This window comes from Streptomyces sp. NPDC090032 (assembly GCF_044748025.1).
GTDB lineage: Bacteria > Actinomycetota > Actinomycetes > Streptomycetales > Streptomycetaceae > Streptomyces.
The window spans coordinates 70,738-92,420 of sequence record NZ_JBIVFF010000004.1 but is presented as its reverse complement, the minus strand read 5'-3'; the positions used below and the strand labels follow the sequence as shown (position 1 = coordinate 92,420).

18 protein-coding genes and 1 other RNA gene are annotated in these 21,683 nt (G+C 71.1%); 2 read left to right on the top strand and 17 right to left on the bottom strand.

What is annotated here, in order from left to right; translation table 11 throughout:
- Positions 1-44: 44 nt before the first annotated feature.
- The 7 genes from ACIPWY_RS10295 to ACIPWY_RS10265 form a co-directional block, all read right to left on the bottom strand.
- Complete coding sequence (locus tag ACIPWY_RS10295; RefSeq protein ID WP_393704614.1) at positions 45-1,205, bottom strand: uroporphyrinogen-III synthase; 1,161 nt, start codon at positions 1,203-1,205, stop codon at positions 45-47.
- A 97-nt stretch (positions 1,206-1,302) separates the two neighbouring features.
- A complete protein-coding gene (locus ACIPWY_RS10290; RefSeq protein WP_393704616.1) occupies positions 1,303-2,655 on the bottom strand; it encodes a nitrate/nitrite transporter in 1,353 nt (450 codons plus the stop codon).
- Between the two features lie 164 nt (positions 2,656-2,819).
- Entirely contained in the window at positions 2,820-3,803 is a 984-nt protein-coding gene (locus ACIPWY_RS10285; RefSeq protein WP_393704618.1) for a hypothetical protein, read from the bottom strand.
- An 85-nt stretch (positions 3,804-3,888) separates the two neighbouring features.
- Positions 3,889-5,127 (bottom strand): acyltransferase, encoded by a 1,239-nt coding sequence (locus tag ACIPWY_RS10280; RefSeq protein ID WP_393704697.1) that lies wholly within the window; start codon positions 5,125-5,127, stop codon positions 3,889-3,891.
- 53 nt (positions 5,128-5,180) lie between these two features.
- Positions 5,181-7,373 (bottom strand): glycosyltransferase, encoded by a 2,193-nt coding sequence (locus ACIPWY_RS10275; protein ID WP_401532732.1) that lies wholly within the window; start codon positions 7,371-7,373, stop codon positions 5,181-5,183.
- A complete protein-coding gene (locus ACIPWY_RS10270; protein WP_362906311.1) occupies positions 7,374-8,105 on the bottom strand; it encodes a hypothetical protein in 732 nt (243 codons plus the stop codon).
- Positions 8,106-8,318: 213 nt separating this feature from the next.
- Positions 8,319-9,332, bottom strand: a complete 1,014-nt coding sequence (locus tag ACIPWY_RS10265) for a LysR family transcriptional regulator (protein ID WP_393704622.1) — start codon at positions 9,330-9,332, stop codon at positions 8,319-8,321.
- Between the two features lie 263 nt (positions 9,333-9,595).
- Here ACIPWY_RS10265 and ACIPWY_RS10260 point away from each other — a divergent pair, with 263 nt between their 5' ends.
- The gene (locus ACIPWY_RS10260; protein WP_393704624.1) at positions 9,596-10,867 is read left to right on the top strand and encodes an MFS transporter; all 1,272 of its coding nucleotides are present in this window, start codon (positions 9,596-9,598) and stop codon (positions 10,865-10,867) included.
- Between the two features lie 13 nt (positions 10,868-10,880).
- On the opposite strand, the gene dacB is transcribed toward ACIPWY_RS10260, so the two are convergent.
- The 7 genes from dacB to ftsE form a co-directional block, all read right to left on the bottom strand.
- Positions 10,881-12,500, bottom strand: coding sequence for a D-alanyl-D-alanine carboxypeptidase/D-alanyl-D-alanine-endopeptidase (dacB, locus tag ACIPWY_RS10255; RefSeq protein ID WP_401532729.1), 1,620 nt, complete (start codon positions 12,498-12,500; stop codon positions 10,881-10,883).
- A gap of 44 nt (positions 12,501-12,544) precedes the next feature.
- Entirely contained in the window at positions 12,545-13,540 is a 996-nt protein-coding gene (locus tag ACIPWY_RS10250; RefSeq protein ID WP_362906318.1) for a PHB depolymerase family esterase, read from the bottom strand.
- A 104-nt stretch (positions 13,541-13,644) separates the two neighbouring features.
- Positions 13,645-14,033, bottom strand: a transfer-messenger RNA (tmRNA) gene (ssrA, locus tag ACIPWY_RS10245).
- Positions 14,034-14,160: 127 nt separating this feature from the next.
- Complete coding sequence (gene smpB / locus ACIPWY_RS10240; RefSeq protein ID WP_362906320.1) at positions 14,161-14,700, bottom strand: SsrA-binding protein SmpB; 540 nt, start codon at positions 14,698-14,700, stop codon at positions 14,161-14,163.
- A 30-nt stretch (positions 14,701-14,730) separates the two neighbouring features.
- Complete coding sequence (locus tag ACIPWY_RS10235; RefSeq protein ID WP_362906322.1) at positions 14,731-15,885, bottom strand: S41 family peptidase; 1,155 nt, start codon at positions 15,883-15,885, stop codon at positions 14,731-14,733.
- Between the two features lie 78 nt (positions 15,886-15,963).
- Positions 15,964-16,881 carry a permease-like cell division protein FtsX gene (gene ftsX, locus ACIPWY_RS10230; protein WP_362906324.1) on the bottom strand — a complete coding sequence of 306 codons (918 nt, stop codon included), beginning with the start codon at positions 16,879-16,881 and terminating at the stop codon, positions 15,964-15,966.
- A 44-nt stretch (positions 16,882-16,925) separates the two neighbouring features.
- The gene (ftsE, locus tag ACIPWY_RS10225; RefSeq protein WP_116512695.1) at positions 16,926-17,615 is read right to left on the bottom strand and encodes a cell division ATP-binding protein FtsE; all 690 of its coding nucleotides are present in this window, start codon (positions 17,613-17,615) and stop codon (positions 16,926-16,928) included.
- Positions 17,616-17,906: 291 nt separating this feature from the next.
- On the opposite strand from ftsE, the gene ACIPWY_RS10220 reads away from it, so the two are divergent.
- Complete coding sequence (locus tag ACIPWY_RS10220) at positions 17,907-18,098, top strand: hypothetical protein (protein ID WP_362906326.1); 192 nt, start codon at positions 17,907-17,909, stop codon at positions 18,096-18,098.
- A gap of 119 nt (positions 18,099-18,217) precedes the next feature.
- Here the strand turns inward: ACIPWY_RS10220 and ACIPWY_RS10215 are convergent, their stop codons facing one another.
- The 3 genes from ACIPWY_RS10215 to ACIPWY_RS10205 form a co-directional block, all read right to left on the bottom strand.
- A complete protein-coding gene (locus ACIPWY_RS10215) occupies positions 18,218-18,847 on the bottom strand; it encodes an LPXTG cell wall anchor domain-containing protein (protein WP_401532724.1) in 630 nt (209 codons plus the stop codon).
- Between the two features lie 289 nt (positions 18,848-19,136).
- On the bottom strand, positions 19,137-20,243 hold the full coding sequence (gene prfB / locus ACIPWY_RS10210; RefSeq protein ID WP_362906330.1) for a peptide chain release factor 2: 1,107 nt from the start codon (positions 20,241-20,243) through the stop codon (positions 19,137-19,139).
- A 124-nt stretch (positions 20,244-20,367) separates the two neighbouring features.
- On the bottom strand, positions 20,368-21,603 hold the full coding sequence (locus ACIPWY_RS10205) for a serine/threonine-protein kinase (RefSeq protein WP_362906332.1): 1,236 nt from the start codon (positions 21,601-21,603) through the stop codon (positions 20,368-20,370).
- Between the last annotated feature and the right edge of the window lie 80 nt (positions 21,604-21,683).

Sequence of the window (21,683 nt, the reverse complement as noted above, 5' to 3'; positions counted from 1 at the left end):
CCCCTCACGAAGGGTTCACGGACGACGGGGTCACGCAAGCAGGTTCAGCCCGTCGCGTACTTCGAGTCCGCCGCCGGGTCCAGGGCCAGGCGGTAGCCGCGCTTGACCACTGTCTGGATCAGCTTCGGGGCCCCAAGTGCCGTACGCAGTCTGGCCATCGCCGTTTCCACCGCGTGCTCGTCGCTGCCCGCGCCGGGGAGTGCGCGCAGGAGTTCGGCGCGGGGGACCACCCAGCCGGGGCGGCGCGCGAGGGAGCGCAGGAGCGACATTCCGGCGGGCGGCACCGGGCGCAGTTCGCCGTCGACCAGGACCGCCTGGCCGCGGATCTCCACGCGGTGGCCCGCGACCGGCAACGTACGGGCCCTGGCCGGGAGTTCGGTGCACAGGAGCTGGACGAGCGGGCCGAGGCGGAAGCGTTCGGGCTGCACCGTGTCGACGCCGTGGGCCTGGAGGGGCAGCGCGGTCACGGGGCCGACGCAGGCGGGCAGGACGTCGTGGTGCAGGGCGGCCAGCAACTCCGGTAGCTGGCCCCGCAGTTCGGCCCGGGAGAGCAGGGACGCGGCCGCGGGCGCGCTGGTGAACGTCAGCGCGTCGACGCCCCGCGTGAGGGTCGCGTCGAGCAGCCGGTCGACGGGCCCGATGTCCTCCGGCGGCATCCACCGGTACACGGGCACACCCACGACGTCGGCGCCCGCTTCGCGCAGCGCCTCGACGAAGCCGGGCAGCGGCTCGCCGTGCAGCTGGACGGCGACCCGGCGGCCGTCGACGCCTTCGTCGAGGAGCCGTTCGAGGACTTCGGCCATCGACTCGGACGACGGGGACCACTCCTCGGTGAGCCCGGCGGCCCGGACGGCGCCCTTGACCTTGGGCCCGCGGGCGAGCAGTTCCACGTCGCGCAGCCGGGCGACGAGCGCCTCCCCGAGGCCCCAGCCGTCGGCGGCCTCGACCCAGCCGCGGAACCCGATGGCGGTGGTCGCGACCACGATGTCGGGCGCGTGGTCGACGATCTCCTTCGTCGCCGCGAGCAGCTCGCTGTCGTCGGCGAGGGGGACGATGCGCAGCGCGGGCGCGTGCAGGACGGCGGCGCCGCGCCGCTGGAGGAGCGCGCCCAGTTCGTCGGCGCGGCGGGCCGCGGTCACGCCGACGGTGAAGCCCGCCAGGGGGCCGTGCTGCCCCGCCGGGGGGCCCTGCTGTGCGTCGTACATGTGGCTCTCGTCCCGCTCGGGTGGTTCTGCCGGGGTCGACCGAGCCTGTCAACATCCCGTGACGGGCTCGGTTCCCCATGATGTCAGCGGTGTTACGTCACACCTCCGCGTAGCTGAGCCGGGGCTCCGTCTCCGCGGCCCGCACGGGGGCCTGCGCGGCGGCCGGGCGGCGAAGGTATACGGCCCAGGTGAGGGCGAAGCACACCGCGTAGAAGACGAGGAACCCGACGAAGGCCGCCGTGCCGGTGCCGGCCGTCTGGAAGGACTGGCGGAAGGCGAGGTTGATGCCGAGCCCGCCGAGCGCGCCCACGGCCCCGATCAGGCCCATCGACGCCCCGGACAGGCGCCGCCCGTACGCCGCCGCCTCCTCCCCCGTGAGCCCCTTGACGACGGCCTTGGCGTGGAAGATGCCGGGGATCATCTTGTACGTCGACCCGTTGCCGAGCCCGGTGAGCACGAACAGGGCGATGAACGCCGTGGTGAACAGCGCCGGCGACTTCTGCGACGACGCGAGGACGACCACGGCGGTGGCTGCGGCCATCGCGACGAAGTTCCACAGCGTGATGCGCGCCCCGCCGAACCGGTCGGCGAGCCGGCCGCCCACGGGCCGGATCAGGGAGCCGAGCAGCGGCCCGATGAACGTGATCGACGCGGCCTGGAGCGGCGTCCTGCCGAACTGCGTCTGCAGGACGAGCCCGAACGCGAAGCTGTAGCCGATGAACGACCCGAACGTCCCGATGTACAGGAACGACATGATCCACGTGTGCGGGTCCCGCACGGCCTCCTTGGCCGCGCCGGTGTCGTTCTTCACGGTCGCGAGGTTGTCCATGAACAACGCGGCGCAGACCGCCGACACCACGATGAGCGGGAGGTAGATCCCGAGCAGCACGCGCGGGCCGCCGCCCGCGCCGATCACGGCGAGCCCGGCCAGCTGCACGACGGGGACGCCGATGTTGCCGCCGCCCGCGTTCAGGCCGAGCGCCCAGCCCTTCTTCCGCAGCGGGAAGAAGGAGTTGATGTTCGTCATCGACGAGGCGAAGTTGCCGCCGCCGACACCGGTGAGCAGCGCGCACACCATGAACGTCGTGTACGAGGTCCCCGGCTCCATCACGACGAACGCGGCGGCCGTCGGAATCAGCAGCAGGCTCGCCGCGAGGATCGTCCAGTTCCGGCCGCCGAAGCGGGCGACGGCGAACGTGTAGGGCACCCGTGCGACCGCCCCGACCAGCGTGGCCATCGAGACCAGGAAGAACTTGCCGGCCGGGTCGATGCCGTACTCGGGTCCCATGAAGAGCACCATCACGGACCACAGGGTCCAGATCGAGAACCCGATGTGCTCGGACAGGACGGAGAACGCGAGATTGCGCCGCGCGACCTTCTCGCCACCCTCGCGCGACCAGAACGTCTCGTCCTCCGGATCCCACCGCTGGATCCAACTCCGGGCTGCCATCACACGCCTCCAGGGTCACGGTTCTGGGCTGATGACCCCGAACGTAGGGAGGCGGGATTACCGCGCTGTGCCGCACCGTGACCGCCGGGGAACGTTGCTCTCACCGGGCGCACGGCCCGGCGGTGAGCTTCGCTCCCCGGCGTGGTTCAGGTCCCGGGCGTGGGTCAGGTCGTGGTGCCCGCCCACTTGAGGCTCGCCGAGCCGCCCTTGTCCCACTTCAGCGTGACCACGTCGTCGGCCTGCGTCAGGTTCGCGCCGAAGACCTCGTCGCCCGTGTCCTTGCCCATGCACTTGACGGCTATCCGGAACGCCCCGCCGCTGCGGTTCTCCCCGATGCCGGTGCAGATGCCCTTACCGCCCGCGTCGATGTAGGACACGCTGTACTTGCCCTTGGCCGTGCCGGACGCGACCTTGTCGCCGACCGTGAGGGTCCTGGCCTGCTCGTCCTGCCACTGGCCCTGATAGCCGGTGGACCCGGCGGGCCGCTCCTCCGCCGTCCCCGCGGGATCACTCGGCTCCTCGACGGGGTCCTCGGTCGCGGGGTCCTCGGTCGTGGGCTCGTCGGAGGGCTCGTCCGACGTGCTGGGCGACGCAGACACGGACTCCTTCGCCTGCGGCTTGTCGTCGTCGCCGCCGCTGCTCGTGGCGAGGAAGATCCCGCCGACGATCACGACGAGCGCGACGACCGCGGCCCCGACGATGACGGCCGTCCGGCGCTTGCCACCACTGCCCTGCGGGGGCGGCGGATAGGCGCCTCCGCCGTAGGGCGGCTGCGCGCCGTACGGGGGCTGACCGTACGGGGGTTGGCCCTGCGGCGGTCCCTGCGGGGGCTGACCGTAGGGAGGCTGGGCGCCGTAGCCGGACTGGTCGCCGCCGTAGCCGGGCTGATTGCTGTAGCCGGACTGGTCTCCGTAAGCGGGCAGGTCCCCGTATCCGGGCTGGCCCTGAGGGGCCGGTGCCGGTGGCGGGGTTTGCGGTGTCTGCGGTGTCTGCGGTGTCTGCGGCGGAGCCGGTGGCGGGGTCGGCGCCCCGGCGTACGGGTTGTCCTGCCCGCCGCCGGACGGCGCCTGCGGCGGGGTGGGCGGCGGCCCGTACGCCGGGTGGTGCCCGGATCCGTCCTGCGGCGGCTGGCCGGGAGGCTGAGTCATGTCGGTCCGGGTTCCCCTCGTGGTCCTGCGGTCACTGGTCGCTCACGCCCAACCTCCCCCACCCTCACGCGCCGCACAACCCCAACTAACGGCTGTGTGCACGCTTCTTGACGCCGTTCGGCCACAGCCGCGGACGCCGCTTGGCGGCCAGGTCCTCGATCCAGCCCGTCCCGAGGACCGCGAGCGCGATCAGCGGCCAGGTCAGCACGAACATCCAGAGCATGTACGTCGAGTCGAGGGCGCCGCTCCATCTCGCGTCCTCCATGAACGGCAGGTTGTACGCGAGGTCGATGATCGGCACCGTCGCCATGATCAGCATGTTGTGCCAGAGATAGATGGTGACCGCGCGGTTGTTGGACAGCGTGATGAGCTTGTCCCACTTGGCGAGCCTGCCCGGCAGCTCCTGCCAGGACGGCGAGTACTGGAGCAGGATGACGACGAAGCCGAAGGACCAGGCCGCCTGGGCCAGCGGGATGTCGTTCAAGTCCCAGCCGTCCGGTCCGAGATGGCCCGAGGCCCACCACAGTCCGAACGCCATCACGATCGCCGAGCAGGACACCGCGAGATAGCGCGGCACCTTCGCCAGGACACCCTCGTGGTGGGCGAAGCCGAGGACCCAGCAGCCGCCGTAGACCGCGAAGTCGGTGACCGCGTTCCCCGCCTCGCCGGGGATGGTGACGATGCCCGTACCGACGACGGCCGTCAGCGCGAGCGGCGCGAGCAGCGTCGCCCACGGCACCTTGCGGAACGCCCGGAGGAGCAGCGGCGAGGCGATGACGAACCACAGGTAGGCCCGCAGGTACCAGAGCGGGCCCGCGGCCTGCGCCGGCCAGGTGTCCTCCAGGAGGCCCGCCTTGTCGCCGAGGTGCCAGGGGAACGACGGCGCGCCGACGGGCACGAAGTAGTTGACCAGGCTGATCCAGCCCCAGGTCCCGCCGCTGTCCGGGTCCTTGCCGGGGTTCCAGCCGCCCAGGAAGAGCAGGGCGAGGACGACGACGCTGAACGCCCACATGGGCGGCAGGAGCCGGCGGATTCGGCCCTTGATCACGCCGATCGCGGGGCGGCTCAGGGAGCGCGCCATCAGCGATCCGGCGAGCGCGAACATCACACCCATGGACGGGAAGAGGACCGTCAGCCAGGCCCACCCGAAGAGGTGGTAGGCGACGACGCGGACGAGCGCGATGGAGCGCAGCAGATCGAGATAGCGGTCGCGGCCCGGCTTCTTGGGCGCGGCAGCCTGCGCGGGCGGGGCCGGCGGCGCGGGCGTGGGCGCGGGTGCCCGTTCCGGTGTGAACGGGACCTGCGGGAACGGCACTTGCGGCATGGGCCGCGTCTGCCGGAACCCGCTCTGGCCGCCGGTGGCGGGAGTGGGATACGTCATGCGACGGGCCTCCGATCGTTGCCGTGCGACGCCCGCTGCCGCGGAATCGCGCCCGGCGCCCCCACCGCTCCGGTACGCCGCAGCTTCTGCCAGCGCAGCCGGCCGCCGGTGAGCGCGGTGATCCAGGACTGGAGCAGCACGACGTACATCAGCTGCCGGTAGAGGAGTTGCTGGAGCGGGAGTGAGATGAGATGGGTCATGCGCTCGCGGTCGAGCCGGAAGGCGTAGGCCGCGCAGACGGCCTGGATGGCGAGGACGCCGAGCCAGGCGACGATCGTCTTCTCCGTCGGGCCGAAGACGAGGCCGTAGAGCAGGAAGACGTCGATGAGGGGCGCCAGAAGCGGCGCGAGGACCATGAAGAGGGCGACGAAGGGCAGCCCGATGCGGCCGAAGCGCCCGGAGGGGCCCGACTCGATCACGGAGCGGCGGTGCTTCCAGATCGCCTGCATCGTGCCGTACGACCACCGGTAGCGCTGGGACCAGAGCTGCTGGACCGACTCCGGGGCCTCGGTCCAGGCACGGGCCTTCTCGGCGTAGACCACGCGCCAGCCGTCCCGGTGCAGGGCCATGGTGACGTCGGTGTCCTCGGCGAGCGTGTCGTCGCTCATGCCTCCGATGCGCTCCAGGGCGCTGCGGCGGAAGGCGCCCACGGCCCCGGGGATCGTGGGCATGCAGCGCAGCATGTCGTACATGCGCCGGTCGAGGTTGAAGCCCATCACGTACTCGATGTGCTGCCAGGCCCCGATCAGGGAGTCCTTGTTGCCGACCTTCGCGTTGCCCGCGACCGCGCCGACTCGGTGGTCGCCGAACGGCTGGACCAGTTCGCGCACGGTCGCCGGCTCGAAGACCGTGTCGCCGTCCATCATCACGATCAGGTCGAACCGGGCGTTGGCCAGGCCTCTGTTGAGCGCCGCCGGCTTGCCCGCGTTGTGCTGGCGGACCACCCGGACGCCCGGCAGGCGCAGGTCCTCGACGATGCGGGCCGTGCCGTCGGTCGAGCCGTCGTCGATGACGATGATCTCGATGGGGTGCTCGCTCGACATGAGTGAACGCACGGTGTTCTCGATGCACTTGGCCTCGTTGAACGCCGGGACCAGGACCGACACCGGTTCGATGACGGGCTGCCCCCAGGAGAACCCGCGGCGCCGCACGCGCCGGGCGTGCGCCCCCGACAACAGGAGCATCAGGCCGAAGCGGGTGAAGACGAGGACGCCGATGACCGCGAGCCCGACGACGAGCACGCCCGTCACGTTGTCCGAGGCCTCGACGGCGTAGATCCAGGCCTTGCCCTTCGCCAGCTCCAGGCCGTGGACGGGTGTGTGGGCGCTGGTGGTGTGGGCGCCGGGCTTGTCGAGCGCCTCGGTGAGATTGACGAAGTCGTAGCCCTGGCCCTGGAGTTGGGGCAGGAAGCGGTCGAGGGCGGCGACGGTCTGCGAGCGGTCGCCACCGGAGTCGTGCATGAGGACGATCGCGCCCTTGCCGCCCTGGGGCGTGGCACGGCGGATGATCTCGTCGACGCCGGGGCGCTTCCAGTCCTCGCTGTCGGTGTTGTTGACGACGGTGAGGTACCCGCGGCTGCCGATGTACTCGGTGACCGGCCAGGATTTGTCGTCCATGGCGTCGGCGAACGAGGAGTACGGCGGCCGGAAGAGCGAGGTGCGGATGCCAGCGGCGCCCGCGAGCGCCGTCTGGTTCTGCGTGAGCTCCCAGTCGATACGGCTCTTGGACTGGTACGAGAGGTCGGGGTGGTTGAAGGTGTGCAGGCCGACCTCGTGACCCTCGTCGACCATGCGTTTGACCAGGTCCGGGTAGCGGGAGGCCATGGTGCCGGTGACGAAGAAGACGCCGTGCGCGTGGTGTTCCTTCAGGACGTCGAGGACCTTCGGGGTCCACTCCGGGTCGGGGCCGTCGTCGAAGGTGAGGACGAGCCGGTGGTCGGGCACGCTCATGCTGGTCTCGCGCCCGCCGCGCGTGTCGATGACGGGTCCGCCCTCGAGGATCTTCTCGGGGACGTGGTCAGTGGCGGCGGGCGGCTGGATGCGGTGGTCGGCGAGGATCTCGCTGTGCACGTACCCGCGGAGCATGAGCATCGCGAGCAGGGCGACCAGGAGCAGCGACGGCAGCAGATAGCGCATGGGCAGGCGGCGGCGACGCGGCGCCCTGCGGTTGCTGCGGGGGCGGGAGGACATTTACAGGATGCCGCTTTCCGGGGACGAGGCCGTTGGCGGTCCGGCCGGACTCTGACTCGGGTCTGCGGGCGACGTGACGGGCGACTCGACGGGCGGCGCCGCGACGGTCTCGGTGCCGCCCTGGACCGGGGTCTGTGACGGCTCGACGGGCGGCCCGCTGTCCGACGGGGACGGCTCGCCGGGACCGGGTGAGCTGGGCTCCTCAGGATTGCCCGAGGGGCCGGGGCCCGGGTCGGGTGAATGACCGGGGTCGGGCTTGCCGGGGCCGCCGGACGGCTTCGGGTCCGGCGACTTGCCGGGTTGGCCGCCCGGCTTCGCGCTCGCACTGCCGTCGGGCCCGGTCGACGAGCCGGCGCCCGGCTCGCTGGACGCCGCTCCGGTGCCGGAGGCGCTGGGACCGGCCGTGGCGCCCGTCGACGAGGACGGCCTGGCCGCCGGGTCGGCGGGCAGCGGCGGCGTGTCCACCTTGCCCGCGGGCTTGTCGTCGTTCTGGCCCGTGATGGGCAGCCAGGGCGCGTTCGAGTTTCCGGAGAGCAGCGTCGCCACGATGACCACGGCATAGACCGCGCAGATCATTCCGACGATCGCGCCGAAGCGGCGGTACCTGCGGTTACGCCGGCCCGAGTCGTCGACGAAGACCGGGACTTCTTTGTCGGCCGCGCCCGCACCCTCGTGCCGCGCAGCGATGAGTTCGTCCAACTGGCGCCCTGCGCCGTCGAGTTGGACCGTCACTTCATTAGGATCATGAGTCTGCCCGGAACGGGCATTTTCTCGCCAGTGTTCCACCGTACGCACATCCCCCCAAGGACATGAACATGGGTGCGCGCACGACGTACCGAGCACTCGTCGTCCGGACCGGGCCCCCACCCGATCCGAGCGCCCCCCTTATCACAATGCGCTCGGAGGACGAATGTAGCGCACGCGAGTGACAGCCGCGTCCAACCCTCAGTCCCGACTCATCATGATGAGTGCATCTATGGCCGGTATCCAGGTACCTGGGGGCTTACGGAGCCAGTCGTTCTCCTCCGCGAGCGTGGCCGCCGCCGCACGGAGCGCGTCGATCCCGGGGTGCACGAGCCCCGTCGGCCACACCAGTGACACCGGCGACAGGGGTACGGGGTCGGTCAGGGGCCTCACGACCGATCCGGGCATGGCCGGAAAGTCCCCCGCGGCGAGCACCGGCGTCCCCGTCTTGGCCATGATCCGCCGGAACTCCTCGACGCCCACGGCGAGCGGCGCGGGCGGCGCGACCGCTATGCCACGCCCTTCGAAGAGCCGCCCGGCCAGGTCGGTCCACTCCGGTGTACGGGGATTGCCCGCGCCCGCGTACACCGTCTCGCCCGCGAGCCGCGCGAGCGGCACGGCGTCCAGGGCGGCGAGGGGATGGTCCTCGGGCAGGACCACCGTCATCGGCTCGTACCGCACGGGCTGTTGCGAAAGGCGCGCCCGCACCGCCGCGTCGAGCCCCGCGTACCGCCCGAACGACGCGTCCAGGCGCCCCGCGGTCATCTCGGCGGCGGCGCCGGTCAGGCCGCTCTCGTAGCGGGCCATCAGCTCGCACTCGGGGGCCAGCTCGCGTGCTCGCTCCAGGATGCGTTCGAAGACGAGGCCCGGACTGTTCACGTCGACGAGCAGCGGCCGCACCGTCCCCGCGGCCGGGCGGCGCGCGAAGGCGGCGAGCAGCTCGTCCTGCGCATCGAGGACCCGCCGCGCGTACGGCAGCAGCCGCGCCCCGTCGGCGGTCAGGGCGACCTGGCGGGTGCTCCGCGCGAACAGCTCGACGCCCAGCTCGCGTTCGAGCCGGCGGATGTCCCGGCTGAGGGCCTGCTGCGCGACGTAGAGCCGGGCGGCGGCGCGGGTGAAGTGCAGCTCCTCGGCGACGGCGAGGAAGGCGCGCAGCAGCCGGGGCTCCAAGTGGGCGGGGGCAGGCGTGCCGGGCGCGGGTGGTGGGACGGGCACGGGTGGTGGGACGGGCGCGGCCGGCTGGACTGGCGCGGGTGGTGGGACGGGCGCGGGTGGTGGGACGGGCGCGGGTGGTGGGACGGGCGCGGGTGGTGGGACGGGCGCGGGTGGTGGGACGGGCGCGGCTGGTGGGACGGGCGCGGCTGGTGGGACGGGCGCGGCTGGCTGGTCGGGCATCCGGCGAACTTACAACGCGGGCGCGTGAATCGGCACGGAGAAGGTGTTGGACCGGGCAAGCGGCCCACGACGACGCTGATCACATGCCCGATGCCATATCCGAGCCCGCCATCGCTCCCCCGACCTCCACCGCCCCGCCACGGCCCAGCCGCTCCCCGTACGTGCGTCTCCTCTCCACCCCCGGCGCCCTCGCCTTCACGCTCGGGAACCTCCTCGCCCGGCTTCCCATGGGCATGTTCAGCGTCAGCGCCGTCATCATGATCGCCGGGTCGCGCGGCTCGTACGCGCTCGCCGGGGCCGTCACCGCGACCGGGATGGCCGCGACTGCGGTCGTCGCCCCGTGGACGGCACGTCTGGTGGACCGTTACGGGCAGGCCAGGATCGCCGTACCCGCCACGGCGGTCGCGGTCTGCGGATCGCTCGCGCTCCTCCTCTGCGTGCACTTCGAAGCGCCCGGCTGGACCCTCTTCGCCGCCTACGCCGCGACGGCCACCACGCCGAACACGGGCGGCATGTCACGCGCCCGCTGGGCCCACCTCCTCAAGGGCGACCCCACCGCCCTGCACACCGCGAACTCCTTCGAGCAGGCGGCGGACGAGCTGTGTTTCATGCTGGGCCCGGTCGTCGCCGCCTTCCTGTGCGGGTCGCTCTTCCCTGAGGCGGGCACCCTGATCGGCGCGGTCCTGCTCCTCACGGGCGTGCTCGTCTTCACCGCGCAGCGCGCCACGGAACCGCCCACCCATCGGCGCACGGCCACGAAATCGCCCCTCCACGCGCGCGGGATGCCCGTTCTCCTCGCGTCGTTCCTCGCCACCGGCGCCGTGTTCGGATCGATGGAGGTGGTCACGATCGCGTTCGCGGACGAGGCGGGCCACAAGGCGGCGGCCGGCGCGGTCCTCGCACTCCAGGCGGCCGGTTCCTGTGTGGCGGGCCTGGTCTACGGGGCGGTGCGGCCGGCCGGTCCCGTCGCGCGGCGCCACCCGGTGTGCGTCGCCGCGATGACCGTCCTGCTGGCCCTCCCGCTGCTCGCGGCGCTCACCGGCTCTCTTCTCGCGGTCGCCGGGGCTCTCCTCGTGGCCGGTATGGCGACGGCCCCGACGATGGTCACGGGCATGACACTGGTCCAGGCCCGCACCCCCGAGGGTCAGTTGAACGAGGGCATGACTCTCGCCGTGACCGGCCTGCTCGGGGGCATCGCCTGCGGCGCGGCGGCGGGCGGCTCCGCGGTGGAGCGCCTCGGCCCCACCGCGGGTTACGCGGTCCCGGTCACCGCGTCGGCCTGCGCGCTCGCACTCGCGCTCATCGGTTACGTACGCGGCGACTACGTACGCCGCGACGCGCGCGACCGTACGTAGTCACCCGTAGCCGTCAGCACACGGCCGGCTTGCGCCACGAGCACTCCAGGTCGCCCTTGCGCTCGGAGACCGGCACGGAGCGCAGCGTGCGCGGTCTGACCGCCACCGCCGCGTCCGCATCCGACTTCGCGAGCGTCACCACGATCGCGTCCTCAAGAGGCTTCACCGAGTCGACCAGATAGTTGTTCTGGACGATGCTGTAGACGAGTTCGCGTCCGCCGGCGTCCTTGACGTAGCCGGAGAGCGCGGACGCACCGGTCAACGACCCTGTCTTGCCGCGGGCGTTGAGCGCGGCCGGGGTCTTGCACATCCGCGAGCGCAGCGTCCCGCCGACGAACCGGTCCGGGTCGCAGGCCACCGGCAGCGCCTTGTACCAGTCGCCGAACCACGGCTCGGCGCGCACCGCGAGCAGCAGCTTCGCGATCTGGCCCGCGGGGACGTTGTCCATCCGCGAGAGCCCGGACCCGTCGACCTGGCGCAGCCGCCCGGTGTCGACACCGATGCCCTTCAGATAGCCGCTGATCGCCACGAGCCCGTCGTCCCAGTTCCCCGGGCGGCCGGTCGCCTTCGCGCCCATGGCCTTGGTGAGGATCTCGGCGTGCATGTTGTTGCTGAGCTTCATGAAGGGGATCAGCAGGTCCTTCAGGGGCATGGAGTCGTGTGTGGCGAGCCGTACGGCGCCCTTCGGGGTGGCGCGCCCGAGCTTCGTGCCGCCCGACACCTTCACGCCGTGCGCGGCGAGCGCGTCACGGAAGACGGAGGCCGCGTATCCGGTGGGCTCCCAGACGGTGACCCACTCCTTGGTGGTAGCCCCGCCGACGGGGACCGTGCCGCTGACGGTGACGGTGTTCGTGCCGTGCTGCCGCTCGACGGTGAGGCTGTCGTCGCCGCCGGCCGCGACGGTCGTGGCGCGTACGTCGATGTCGACGTAGTGCGTCTTCGGCGTGACGGTGATCTTCGGCTTGTCCCCGGCCTCCGCTCCCGGCGAGGCTTCGACGATCACCGTCCCGGTGTCGTAGTCGGTGTCGGGCGCGACGCTCAGGGCGGAGATCTGCGCCGCGTAGTACGAGGACTCGTCGTCGGCGGCCCAGGAGCGGCCGATCCGCTGACGGTCGAACGCGGTGTCGTCGGCGACGAGGCGCCCGCTGACCGACCTCACGCCCGACGCGGCGACCTTCGCGGCGAGTGCGTCGTAGTCCTTGGCGAGGGCGGTCGGGTCGCCCGTGCCGCGCAGATACAGATCGCCGTCGAGGACACTCCCCCGCCGCCGCCCGTCACCGAGCACGTCGGTGGTGAACCGGTAGCCGGTACCGAGGAGTTCCGTCGCGGCGGTCGAGGTGAGCAGCTTGGTGTTGGACGCGGGCATCAGGCGCCCGGTGGGATTGTGCGCGTAAAGGACATCGCCGCTCTGGGCGTCGGCGACGACGACGCTCGCCGCGCCGCCCTCCATGGACGGGTCTCCGAGGATGGTGTCGATGGCCTCGGGGAGGCCGGTGCGGTCGCCTTCGGCACCGGCCGGTGAGCCCCAGGTCAGGCCCGCCGCGAGCGCGACGAGGGCGGGCCAGACGAGGTAACGCCGTTGACGTGCAAGGGGATTGAGGAGTCGTCTCACGGGTCCGTCGGGTCTACTCATGCCTCAGGAGCATCCCCGATCGCGGCGCCCGCGGACAGGGTGCGTCAGCCGAGCCCCCACGAGTGACCCATCGCGTAGGCCGCGCACAGGTTCACGTCGAGGATGTAGGCCCCCGCGGTCCCGCACTGCGCGGCCCCGCTCCCCGGATCGACGGGCTGCCCGTGCCCCATCCCCGTCATGCTGTACGTCTCCACGGCGGCGCTCCCGTCCGCCCGGCGGAAGACCTGATGCGGATACCCGCCCACGCTGTCGCTGACGTCGGCGACCTGATCGGCGCCCTGGACATCGGTCCACTGCTTCATCAGGTCGGTCATGTTCACGGGCTTGACGGTGTAGTCGGCGCTGCCCTGGAAGACGGTGAGCCGCGGCCAGGGCCCAGCGTACCCGGGCCGCGCGGCCCGCACCCGGTCACCCCACTGCGCCGCGGTCTGCGTGGCGCCCACGTACATGCACACGTACGGCGACCCGGCGGCGGCCGCGCACCCGTACGGCAGCCCGGCGACGACGCCTCCGGCGGCGAACTTCTCGGGGTACGCGGCCATCATCACGGAGGTCATGGCGCCCCCGGCGCTCAGCCCGGTGACGTAGACCTTCGCGGGGTCGCCGGAGGCGTCGGTGAGCTGGCGGTCGACCATCTGCGCGACGGAGGCGGCCTCGCCCTGGCCGCGTTCGATGTCGCCGGCCTGGAACCAGTTGAAGCAGGAGGACGCGTTGTTCCCGGCCTGCTGCTGCGGCAGCACGACGGAGAATCCCCACCGGTCGGCGAGCTCGGTCCAGCCGCTGCCGGTGCCGTAGCCGGAGGCGTTCTGCGTGCACCCGTGCAGGGCGACGACGACGGGCCGCCCGGCGGGCAGCCCGTCGGGCACGTAGCGGTACATCTTGAGGGCGCCGGGGTTGGTCCCGAAGCCGGTGACTTCCTGGATCGCCCCGGCGGCAGCGGCGGCGCCGGCGCGGGGCGCGGGCAGGAAGACGGACAGGAGGGCGGCCAGGAGGGCCACGAACGCGAGACGTGGGGGTGTTGCGGCTCTGGTCGGTGTCATGGGGAGGGACCGTAGAGGCGGTCCGGGGCCCCCGATATGGAGCCGGGCCACACAACGACAAAGGCCCGGCTGTGTGCCAGCCGGGCCTTTGTCTCACATGGGGTTTGTGGAGATGGCGGGAATCGAACCCGCGTCCAACGGTGCAGAATCAGGGCTTCTCCGAGCGCAGTTCGCTTCGATTTTCTCAGCCCCGGAGATCACGCGAACAAGTCTCCGACGGGCTCAGCCACTGTTTGATTTCCCACCGAACCCCGTGACCGGGCTCGGCGGTTTAGTTCCCTAGATTATGCCAGGATCCGGGTCGGGAACACCCCCGGGCTGACACCCTTTTAGGGTCCTTCAGTCACTGCTTATTAGGCAGCGAGGGCGAAGGACTGGGAATCGCTCTTGGAATTGGCGATTATTGGTTGCGACATATGGTTTACGAGATCATTGCCGCTTCCTCGGCTCGCTTCCCCTGCTTCGACAGCCGCTGTCGAAACCGATCATCCCCATGTTGATTTTTCAAAACGTGTCCCGTCACCAGCGGGACATGACCCATCGTACGTGACTAACGGGCGGCGGTGCCAGCCTATTCCAGGCAGACCACCAGCGGACTGGCCTACCGGCGGAGCCGGGCGTCAGCGCTCGCGCGCCCGCTGCCTCCGCTTGGCCGCCGCGATCGCGCGGTCCGAGTCCCTCCGGTCCTGCTGCTCGCGCAGCGTCTGCCGCTTGTCGTACTCCTTCTTGCCCTTGGCGAGCGCGATCTCGGCCTTGGCGCGACCGTCCTTGAAGTAGATCGCGAGGGTCACGATCGTGTGACCCGACTCCTGGGACTTCGACTCCAGCTTGTCGATCTCGTCGCGGTGCAGGAGCAGCTTGCGCTTGCGGCGCACGGCGTGGTTGGTCCAGGTGCCCTGGCTGTACTCGGGGATGTGGGCGTTGTGCAGCCACGCCTCGCCCCCGTCGATCTGGACGAAGGCGTCGGCCAGGGAGGTCCGCCCCTGGCGCAGCGACTTGACCTCGGTGCCGGACAGCACGATGCCGGCCTCGTAGGTGTCCATGATCAAGTAGTCGTGCCGGGCCTTCTTGTTCTGCGCGACGATCTTGCGCTTGCCGTCCTTCTGGTCGGACGCCTTCCCCTTGCCCTGCTTGGGCTGTGATTCCTTCGGTACGAACATTCCCTTAGCCATAGTGCGGCCATTTTCGCACTACGAGGGGTCCCCGAGGCCACTCAATACTGTCTCGGCCCGCTGCCGGGCGCCCTCGTCGGCCTCCAGGTCGGGGGTGATGCCCCGGCCGTCGACGCCGCGGCCGGTGGGGGTGCGGTAGTGGCCGACGGTCAGCTCGGCGACGGAGCCGTCGGGGAGCCGGCTCGGCATCTGGACCGAGCCCTTGCCGAAGGTCTTCGAGCCCACGACGACCGCGCGGCCGCGGTCCTGGAGGGCCCCGGTGAGCAGCTCGGCCGCGCTCATCGTGCCGCTGTCGACGAGCGCGACCACCGGTCTGGAGGTGTCGCCGCCGCGCTCGGCGTGCAGGGCGCGCTGGCGTCCGCGCACGTCGTACGTCGCCACGAGCCCGCCGTCGAAGAACGCCGACGCCGCCGTGACCGCCTCCGTGACCAGGCCGCCCGAGTTGCCGCGCAGGTCGAGGAGGACACCGTCGCCGCGGGGGGCGTCGCGCACGGCGGACCGTACGCGCTCGCCCGATCCCCTGGTGAAGGCGGCGACCTTGATCAGGACGGTGCCGCCGGGGAGGCGGGAGACGGTGACGGACTCGGTGGCGAGGTTCGCCCGGCGCAGGGTCTCGGTCCACGCGCGCGTGCCGCGCGCCAGGCCGAGCCGGACCGTCGTCCCCGCGTGCTCGCCGCGCAGCAGGGAGACGACCTCGGTGACGGGGCGGCCCGTGACGGGGCGGCCGTCGACAGTGCGGAGCCGGTCGCCGGGACGCACGCCCGCGTGCGCCGCGGGGGACCCGGAACCGACCTTGGAGACCTCGATGCGGCCGTCGGCGGTGCGCCTGGCCCAGAGGCCGACGCCCGTGTACTGGCCGTCGAGTTCCTGCTCGAACTCCTTGTACTCGCCCTGCGAGTAGACCGCGCCCCAGCGGTCGCCGCTGCGGCTGACGGCCTCTTCGGCGGCCTGCGTGGGGGACTTGCCGTCGGCCATCGCCTCGGCGGCCGCGTCCGCCACGTCCTCGTGTCCGGCACCTGTGGCCGAACCGACGGGACGCTCCTCGGAGTTGCTGCCCTCGGCGCTCCACGAACCTGTCGCGACGCCGGTCGCGAGGACGCTCGCGAAGACCAATGTCAGGGCCGCCCCGCGGCCGAAGCGGCGGGGCCGGGAGAACAGTTCGGGGCCCGACATGACGGTGAGTCTAGGACAACGCGAAGCGCCGTACGGCTCGTTGAACCGTACGGCGCTCTGTAACTCAGGGGAGCCTTGTCACACCTTCAGGTACTTGCGCAACGCGAAGAAAGCGGCGATCGCGGGCATCAGCAAGCCGATCGCGAGGACGAGCGGCAGCTTGGCCAGGACCGCGTCCCAGCCGATGAAGTTGATCAGGTTCAGCTTCTCGGAGAGTGCCAGACCGTGGTCGATCATGAAGTAACGGCCCACGAGGAGCATGCCGCAGGCGACCACACCGCCGATGACTCCGGCGACGGCGGCCTCCATGATGAACGGCATCTGGATGTAGAAGCTGGACGCGCCGACCAGGCGCATGATGCCGGTCTCTCTGCGGCGGCTGAACGCCGAGACGCGCACCGTGTTGACGATCAGCATCAGCGCGACGACGAGCATCAGCGCCATCACGGCGAGCGCCGCCCAGTTCATGCCGTTGAGGAGTCCGAAGAGGTTGTCCAGGATGCCCTTCTGGTCCTGCACGGACTGGACCCCGTCACGCCCGTCGAAGGCGGTCGCGACGACCTGGTACTTCTCCGGGTCCTTGAGCTTGATCCGGTACGACTCCTGGAGCTGGTCCGGCGTCAGCGAGCTGGCCAGCGGGGAGTCGCCGAACTGCTCCTTGTAGTGCTTGTACGCCTGGTCCGCCGACTCGTGGGAGACCTTCTCGACGACCGGCATCTTCTTCAGGTCGGAGACGATCTGCTGCTTCTGCTCGGCGGTGACGGCTCCCTTGGCACACTTCGGGTCCGACTCGGCATCGCCCTTGTTGCACAGGAAGATCGAGACGTTGACCTTGTCGTACCAGTAGCCCTTCATCGTGCTCACCTGGTCACGCATGAGCAGCGAGCCGCCGAACAGGGCGAGCGAGAGGGCGACCGAGACGATGACCGCGAAGGTCATCGTGAGATTTCGGCGGAGACCGACGCCGATCTCCGACAGGACGAATTGGGCGCGCATGGCGTCTGCTCAGGCCTTTCTCAGTGCTCTGGTGCTCACGGGGCTCAGTGCTGGTAGCCGTAGACGCCGCGCGACTGGTCGCGGACGAGACGGCCCTTCTCCAGCTCGATGACGCGCTTGCGCATCTGGTCCACGATCTGCTGATCGTGGGTGGCCATCACGACGGTCGTCCCGGTGCGGTTGATCCGGTCGAGCAGCTTCATGATGCCGACCGAGGTCTGCGGGTCGAGGTTGCCGGTCGGCTCGTCGGCGATCAGGAGCTTGGGGCGGTTCACGAAGGCGCGGGCGATGGCCACACGCTGCTGCTCACCACCGGAGAGCTCGCCGGGCATCCGGTCCTCCTTGCCGCCAAGACCGACGAGGTCGAGCACCTGGGGCACGGACTTGCGGATCTCGCCACGGGACTTGCCGATGACTTCCTGCGCGAAGGCGACGTTCTCGCCGACGGTCTTGTTGGGCAGGAGCCGGAAGTCCTGGAAGACCGTGCCGAGCTGGCGGCGCATCTGCGGCACCTTCCAGTTGGACAGTCGGGCCAGGTCCTTGCCCAGGACGTGCACCTGGCCGTGGCTGGTGCGCTCCTCGCGCAGGACCAGCCGCAGGAAGGTGGACTTTCCGGAGCCGGAAGATCCCACAAGGAAGACGAATTCACCGCGCTCGACCTCGAGGGACACATCCCTGAGAGCGGGCCGGGTCTGCTTGGGGTAGGCCTTGGAGACGTTGTCGAATCGGATCACGGGTGCGCCTCGGTGCATCGTGGGCGTCGGGGGTAGGTGAGCGTGACCATACGCGAACCCGGCTCCGCGGCGCAGTCCGCGTCCTGGGTTGAGTGTTTTGTCCCGATGATTGCCTGGTCGCGGGCGGGTTCTGGCGGGAACGGAACGGGTCCAAAGGGGCAGCATCCGGGGAGGCGCGCCGAAATCCCCGGAAGCTGGCACAGTGGTAGGGGGAACGGTTGCGTTCCCCGGAGCGTTGTGCGGAGAGAATGATGCTGTGGCGGCTCCGCCGCGCGGGAGGAGGAAGAGCGCATGACCTATGACCGACTGGTGTGCGCGAACTGCGCGGCGCCCGTGAGCGAGGGCCGCTGCCCCGTGTGCCGGGCGAACCGCGAGCGACTTCAGCAGGAGGGCCCGTTCGCGGGGCTTCACCCGATGGCTCTGATAGCTCTGGTGGCTGTGCTCATCACGGCGGTCGCGCTCCTCGCGCACCAGACCGTCTGAACCACCTGAAGCGCCTGAAGCATCCAAGACGCCGAGAAGGGCCCGGAGCGACGCTCCGGGCCCTTCTCTCGTTACGTACGGACGTACGTGCCGTACGTGACGTACGTACCTACGGCTGCCTAGGCGACCGTGCGGCCACCGCCGGCGAGGCGGGGCAGCAGGCGGAAGCCGATGCCGCCGGCGATCATCGTCGCGGCGCCGATCAGCAGGAACGTGGTCTCGGCGGCGCCGGTCTCGGCCAGCTCACCGCCCTTGCCCTTCTGAGCCGGCTGGGCGACCGGCACGGAGCCGGTGTCCTGCAGGCCGTCCTTGCCCTGGCCCTGCTCGACCGGGTTGTTGCCGCCGTCGGGGTCGGTGTTGCCGTTCCCGCCGCCGTTGCTGCCGCCCCCGTTGTCACCCGGCGAGGTCGGGTCCTCGGTCGGTGCGGTCGGGTCCTCGGTGGGCTCGGTGGGCTCCTCGGTCGGGTCCGTGGGCTCCGAGGTCGGCGGAACCGTCGGCTCCTCGGTCGGCGGAACCGTCGGCGGCTCCGTCGGAACCTCGGTGGGCGGGTCCGTCGGGTCCTCGTCGCCGCCGATACCGACGCCGACCCCGACACCGTCCTCGCCCGCGTGCACGTTCACGCCGGCGCCCGGAAGGTTGACGCCGATGTCGAGGGCCGAAGCGGCGCCCGCGGCGGTCAGCGACGCACCGGCCGCGATCACCGCACCGGCTGCTATCCGCGCCACACGGATGCGCGTCTTCTTGGTCATCTGCCTGCTACCCCCAGTAGCTAATGGTTGATGGAGCAGCGCGCGGGACGTGGGCCGTCCGGAGGTGTCGGCGAATACTGGCCCCTCCCCCGGTGCACACGCGTCCCACTGATACGCATGCCGCGCGTCAGCCTTCCCACTTTTCATGTCAGCGTCAAGGTCGTTGCGTACGCGATGCCCGAAATCTGGGGAGTTGGCCGTCGTAAGTACATGTGACTGTGACGTAAAAGGCAACTGCCGCCCGGTGGGCGGCAGTTGCCTTGTCGACAAAGGTGGAAAAGACCGGTGGTTACTTCTCCTGCTGCTTGCGCCAGCGAATTCCCGCCTCGAGGAAACCGTCGATCTCGCCGTCGAGCACCGACTGCGGGTTACCGACCTCGAATTCCGTACGGAGGTCCTTGACCATCTGGTACGGGTGCAGGACGTACGAACGCATCTGGTTGCCCCACGAGCTGCCGCCGTCGCCCTTGAGGGCGTCCATCTTGGCCCGCTCCTCCTGGCGCTGACGCTCGAGGAGCTTCGCCTGGAGGACGTTCATCGCGGTCGCCTTGTTCTGGATCTGCGAGCGCTCGTTCTGACAGGAGACGACGATGCCGGTCGGCAGGTGCGTCAGGCGGACCGCGGAGTCCGTCGTGTTCACGCCCTGGCCGCCGGGGCCCGAGGAGCGGTAGACGTCGACGCGCAGCTCGGACTCGTCGATCTCGACGTGGTCGGTCGTCTCGACGACCGGGAGGACCTCGACGCCCGCGAAGGACGTCTGGCGACGGCCCTGGTTGTCGAAGGGCGAGATACGGACGAGGCGGTGCGTGCCCTGCTCGACCGAGAGCGTGCCGTAGGCGTACGGGATCTGCACGGCGAAGGTGGTCGACTTGATGCCGGCCTCTTCCGCGTACGACGTCTCGTAGACCTCGGTCTTGTAGCCGTGGCGCTCGGCCCAGCGCAGGTACATGCGCTGGAGCTGCTCGGCGAAGTCCGCGGCGTCGACGCCGCCCGCCTCGGCGCGGATGTTGACCAGCGCCTCGCGGGAGTCGTACTCACCGGACAGGAGGGTGCGGACCTCCATCTCGTCCAGCGCCTTCTTGACGGAGGTCAGCTCGGACTCGGCCTCGGCACGGGTGTCCGGGTCGTCCTCCTCCTCGGCCATCTCGAAGAGCACGCTCAGATCGTCGATCCTGCCGCGCAGGGCCTCCGCCTTGCGGACCTCGGCCTGGAGGTGGCTCAGCTTGCTGGTGATCTTCTGTGCCGCGTCGGGGTCGTCCCACAGGGACGGTGCGGCCGCCTGCTCCTCGAGCACGGCGATATCTGCCCTCAACTTGTCGAGGTCCAGGACGGCCTCGATCGACTCCATGGTCGAGGAGAGGGACTTGAGCTCTTCGGAAACGTCGACGACTGCCACGACACCAGCGTAACGGCTGGGGCAAGTGCTCCGGTCCTGGTGGCCGCTGGACCGGGTCCGGACCGGGCGGGACGGTCCCGCGGGGCCTGACCCGGCGTCCGAACCGGAGGTCCGGCGGGACGGGTCAGGGGGACGCCGGCGCCGACTGTCCGGGGTTCTTGCCCGGGGTCGCGTCCGCGTCGTCGCCGCTCACGGCCGCCCACGTGCCGACGCCGGCCGCCGCCACCAGGACGGCTCCGGCCACGCCGAGCGTGATCCGGCGGCGCCGGGCGGAGGCGCGGTGGCGGGCGGAGCCGGGGCGGGGCGCGCCGGCCGCGCGCGGGGCGCGGGCGGTGCCGCGGGCGCCGCCGGCCAGCTCGTCGGGGGCCGGTACGCGCATCGACGTGTGGGTGTCCCTGTTCGAGTCGGCCGGGGTCGCGCCGGGGACCAGCGGGACGGCGCCACGGCGGGCGGCGGGCGCTTCGGGCGCGGCCGGGGCGGCCTGCGGCTCCGGGTCGGGCTCGGTGTCCGGCTCGTCCACGTCGAGGGGCGCCATCCCGGCGAGCTGGGGCAGTTGCTCGCGCAGGCGGTCCCCCAGCTCGGAGGCGCGCAGGCGGGACGCGGGCGCCTTGGCCAGGCACTGGACGAGGAGCTGCCACAGCTCGTCCGGGATGCCGGGAAGCGGGACGACCGTCTCCGTGACGTGCCGGCGCAGGATCGCGCCGGGGTGGCCGCCACCGAAGGGCGTGAAGCCGGCGAGCAGCTCGTACAGGACCGTCGCCAGGGCGTAGATGTCGACGGCGGCGCGCGGCGGGAGGCCCTCGATGAGTTCGGGGGCGAGGTAGTCCGGGGTGCCGATGATCTTCGTGGCGCGGGTGCGGCGCGGGGAGTCGATGAGCTTGGCGACGCCGAAGTCGGTCAGGAGCGCCGGGTGGGAGCCGCCGGGCCCGAGGGGGCCCTGCATGTCCAGGAGCACGTTCTCCGGCTTCACGTCGCGGTGCACGATCCCGGCGGCGTGCGCGGCGGCGAGCCCGTCCGCGATGTCGGCGACGATGGCGACCGCGGCCTCGGGGGCAAGCCGCCGTTCGCGGTCGAGACGGGTGCGCAGGTCGGTGCCGCGTACGAGGTCCATGACCAGGGCCAGGTCGTTCCCGTCGACCACCAGGTCGCGGACGCCGACCACGCGCGGGTGGTCCAGGCTGAGCAGGGCCGTGCGCTCCTGGACGAAGCGGCCGACAAGCTCCTGATCGGAGGCCAGGTCCTCACGCAACAGCTTGATGGCGACGGGCCCCTCGGGTCCCTCGCCCAGCCACACCGTGCCGGCGCTGCCGCGTCCCAGGATCTGGTTCGCGGTGTACCGGCTGCCGATCTTCCGTGCCAAGACTGCTCCTACAGACGCGTGTTGGCGCCCAAGCTACGCGGCTCGGGCGCCAACCATCACATCCACGGGGGAAATCACCC

Bases quoted from the DNA above. Each gene is read 5' to 3' on its own strand.
- ACIPWY_RS10295 (WP_393704614.1), bottom strand. From the start codon at position 1,205: ATGTACGACGCACAGCAGGGCCCCCCGGCGGGGCAGCACGGCCCCCTG.
- ACIPWY_RS10290 (WP_393704616.1), bottom strand. From the start codon at position 2,655: ATGGCAGCCCGGAGTTGGATCCAGCGGTGGGATCCGGAGGACGAGACG.
- ACIPWY_RS10285 (WP_393704618.1), bottom strand. From the start codon at position 3,803: ATGACTCAGCCTCCCGGCCAGCCGCCGCAGGACGGATCCGGGCACCAC.
- ACIPWY_RS10280 (WP_393704697.1), bottom strand. From the start codon at position 5,127: ATGCCGCAAGTGCCGTTCCCGCAGGTCCCGTTCACACCGGAACGGGCA.
- ACIPWY_RS10275 (WP_401532732.1), bottom strand. From the start codon at position 7,373: ATGTCCTCCCGCCCCCGCAGCAACCGCAGGGCGCCGCGTCGCCGCCGC.
- ACIPWY_RS10260 (WP_393704624.1), top strand. From the start codon at position 9,596: ATGCCCGATGCCATATCCGAGCCCGCCATCGCTCCCCCGACCTCCACC.
- dacB (WP_401532729.1), bottom strand. From the start codon at position 12,500: ATGAGTAGACCCGACGGACCCGTGAGACGACTCCTCAATCCCCTTGCA.
- ACIPWY_RS10250 (WP_362906318.1), bottom strand. From the start codon at position 13,540: ATGACACCGACCAGAGCCGCAACACCCCCACGTCTCGCGTTCGTGGCC.
- smpB (WP_362906320.1), bottom strand. From the start codon at position 14,700: ATGTTCGTACCGAAGGAATCACAGCCCAAGCAGGGCAAGGGGAAGGCG.
- ACIPWY_RS10235 (WP_362906322.1), bottom strand. From the start codon at position 15,885: ATGTCGGGCCCCGAACTGTTCTCCCGGCCCCGCCGCTTCGGCCGCGGG.
- ftsX (WP_362906324.1), bottom strand. From the start codon at position 16,881: ATGCGCGCCCAATTCGTCCTGTCGGAGATCGGCGTCGGTCTCCGCCGA.
- ACIPWY_RS10220 (WP_362906326.1), top strand. From the start codon at position 17,907: ATGACCTATGACCGACTGGTGTGCGCGAACTGCGCGGCGCCCGTGAGC.
- ACIPWY_RS10215 (WP_401532724.1), bottom strand. From the start codon at position 18,847: ATGACCAAGAAGACGCGCATCCGTGTGGCGCGGATAGCAGCCGGTGCG.